Origin of the sequence: Actinomadura sp. NPDC048032 (assembly GCF_040653175.1) — a bacterium.
Classification (GTDB): Bacteria; Actinomycetota; Actinomycetes; order Streptosporangiales; family Streptosporangiaceae; genus Spirillospora; species Spirillospora verrucosospora.
Map to the genome: position 1 here is coordinate 1 of NZ_JBEZJP010000658.1, position 2915 is coordinate 2915.

The following is a 2915-nucleotide window of genomic DNA, read 5'->3' on the forward strand; positions in this document are numbered from 1 at the left end:
GTCCTCGACTGGATCGACCCGGACCCCGACCTGTCCCTGCCGGCGTTCCGCCCCGCCGGACCGTCCCACACTGTCAAGCTGTTCCTCGCGCAGCGGCTCCTGACCGGACGGCCCGGCCCGCGGCCGGCGCCCGTCCCGCCGCGGCGGTCCTGACCCGCGTGGATTGTCCTTCCTGGTCCGGGGAGGAGGGATCATTGAGGAACGACCCCTACTTCGAAGGGCTGGTGCGGTGCCTCGGATCCACGGCTGCGACGCCTTCCGCGTGGCGATGCCGCGCGGGCGGCGGCCGGAGAGCGTCCTCGTCCGCCTGGCCGGCGACGACGCCGTCGGCTGGGGCGAGATGGCCGTCCGGGACGGAGCCGGGGACCCCGGCGCGGCGTGGGCGGACATCGAGACGCGCATGGGGCCGGCCCTGATCGGGCTCGACTGGGACCGCCCCGAGGACGTGTCCGCCGCCGCCGACCTCGGCGCGCGGGAGGCCGCGGCGGCCGTCGACACGGCCTGCTGGGACCTGTGGTGCCGGACGCGCGGGCTGCCGCTCGCGCACGCGCTCGGCGGCACCCGCACCTCGATCGTCACGGGCGCGCGGATCACCCCCGAGCCGGCGATCGACACCGTCACGGCCCGGGTCAACAGGGCCGTTGGAGCGGGCCACACCCGCGTCACGCTGGACGTCCGGCCGGGGTGGGACATCGAGCCCGTCCGCGCGATCCGGCAGGCGTACCCGGCCCTGGCGCTGGTCGCCGACGCGGGCCACGCCTACACCGAGTCGCCGGAGCACCTGGCGGCGCTGGAGGCGCTGGACGCCTACGGCCTGGCGGCGATCGAGCGCCCCTTCGCCGGCGGCGACCTCGCCGCGCACGCCCGGCTCCAGGCGCGGGTGGGCACCGCCGTGGCCCCGGACGTGGGCGATCTGGAGACGCTGGACGCGGCCCTGTCGCTGGAGGCGGGCCGTGCGCTGCACCTGCGCCTCGACCGGCTCGGCGGGCTGACCGCGGCCCGCAGCGCCCACGACCTCGCCTACGCGGCGGGATGGGACGTGTGGTGCAGCGGCTGCGGCGCGTTCGGCATCGGGCAGGCCGCCGCGGTGGCGCTCGCGGCCCTGCCGGGGTGCACGCTCCCGAGCGACGTGTCCGACCCGGCGGGCGGCCCGGTGTTCGTGACGCCGCCGGTGCGCTCGTCCGGCGGCGTCGTCGGCGTCCCGCTCACGCAGCCGGGCCTCGGCCACGAGATCGACGAGGCGCGCATCGAGCGGCTGGCGACCCGCCGGCTGCGCCTGTCGACGTGACGCCCGCCCCGGCCTGGGTGGTGGCGGGGCCGCCCGGCTCCGGCAAGACCACGGTCTCGGACCTGCTGCTGCGGCGGCTGCGCCCCGTCCCGGCGCTGCTGGACAAGGACACGATGTTCGGGCCGTTCGTGGAGGCGACCCTCGCGGCGTTCTCCCGCGATCCGGGCGAGCGCGAGGGCCCCTGGTACGACGAGCACGTCAAGCCGCACGAGTACGCGGGGATGACCGCCACCGCGCGGGAGATCCGGTCGCACGGCTGCCCGGTGCTGCTGAGCGGCCCGTTCACCGGCCACATCCGGGACGCGGCGCGCTGGAGCGCGTGGGTGGCGTCCCTGGGCGGGCCGCCGGTGCGGCTGGTCTGGATCCGGACCGACGCCGCGACCCTCCGGCACCGGCTGGAGCGGCGGGGCTCGCCCCGCGACGCCGGCAAGCTGGCCGCGTTCGACGCGTTCGTCGCCCGGATGCTGCCGGGGGCGCCGCCTCCGGTGCCCCACACGGCCGTGGACAACCGCCTCGGCGCGCCCGTGCCGCTGGAGGCGCAACTGGACGCCCTGGCGGAGCGAAGCCGGCGGAGTGACGATCTGGCGGAGTGACGATCTGGCGGAGTGACGATCTGGCGGAGTGACGATCTGGCGGAGTGACGATCTGGCGGAGACCGTGCGGTCTCCGCCAGATGGCCGCCCGCCGGAAGGACCGCCGGGCGGGAACGGCCGTCGCGTCAGCCGTTGATGTTGATGTTGATGTTCTTGTTGACGTTGTGCTCACAGCAGCAGTGGTGGTCGTGGCCCTTCATCGGCTCGCCGGACGCCGTGGCGGCCGACGCCGTCGCGGACAGGCCGGTCATCCCGGCCATCGTCGTCCCGGCGGCGAGAACCAGAACCGCAAGACACCTCTTCATGATCATCCCTTTCGCTCCGGCATCCGGTACTTGCGTCGCGATCGTCCCCCGACACATGCTCTATGTAACGTAATGACTACTAAGAGTGAGCAAAGGTCGAGGTGGGGTGATTCAGTAGGACTTCGACTGTTCCGAATCCCGGGCGACTACTGCTGGGGCGGCGGCATGTACTGCTGCGGCGGCTCGTGCTGGCCCGGCTGGCCGTACCCGGGCTGGCCGTACCCGGGCTGCGCGTAGGGGTCGTAGTGGGGCGCGGGCGGCGGGAGGGCGGGCTGCTCCGGCTGCGGGGGCAGCTGCCGCCGGGCGGACCGGCGATCCTGGTAGGCGTTCCTGAGCCGGCCCCCGACGCGCTTGCCCGCCTGGCCGACCTGCTGCGCCCGTTCGCTCTGCACCGCGTCCTGCATCCGGGCGGCGGACCTCCGGCCCAGATCCTGCATCTGCCGGGCGCGCTCGGATTGCAGGGCGCGCTGCATCGATTCGGCCTGGGCGAGGCGGGCGGCGTTCTCACGAACGGCCTGCCCCGCGACCTGGCCCGCCGCCTGCGTGCCGTCCCAGGCGATGACGGCGCCCTGCCGCGCTGCCTGGGCCGCGCGGCGGTAGCCGTCCGCGCGGACGAGGGACGTCCCCGCCAGCAGGCGATCCACTTCGCCGCCCAGGGCGTGCTGTCGGGCACCCAGGACCTCGTCGTCGCCTCCGGCGGCGACCAGAAGGCCTCGGCGACAAGGCGCA

Annotated in this window: 3 protein-coding genes and 1 pseudogene; 2 read left to right on the top strand and 2 right to left on the bottom strand. The window is 75.2% G+C overall.

Annotated elements, in window-relative coordinates:
- The first annotated feature begins 229 nt into the window (after positions 1-229).
- Entirely contained in the window at positions 230-1288 is a 1059-nt protein-coding gene (locus AB0C69_RS40695) for an enolase C-terminal domain-like protein (RefSeq protein WP_360361900.1), read from the top strand.
- Complete coding sequence (locus AB0C69_RS40700; RefSeq protein WP_360361903.1) at positions 1285-1881, top strand: AAA family ATPase; 597 nt, start codon at positions 1285-1287, stop codon at positions 1879-1881. The genes AB0C69_RS40695 and AB0C69_RS40700 overlap by 4 nt, the downstream gene beginning before the upstream one ends.
- Positions 1882-2006: 125 nt before the next feature.
- Here the strand turns inward: AB0C69_RS40700 and AB0C69_RS40705 are convergent, their stop codons facing one another.
- Positions 2007-2186 carry a hypothetical protein gene (locus AB0C69_RS40705; protein WP_345176340.1) on the bottom strand — a complete coding sequence of 60 codons (180 nt, stop codon included), beginning with the start codon at positions 2184-2186 and terminating at the stop codon, positions 2007-2009.
- 146 nt (positions 2187-2332) lie between these two features.
- Positions 2333-2915, bottom strand: a pseudogene (locus AB0C69_RS40710) (hypothetical protein); the annotation flags it as partial.

Bases quoted from the DNA above. Each gene is read 5' to 3' on its own strand.
- AB0C69_RS40705 (WP_345176340.1), bottom strand. From the start codon at position 2,186: ATGAAGAGGTGTCTTGCGGTTCTGGTTCTCGCCGCCGGGACGACGATG.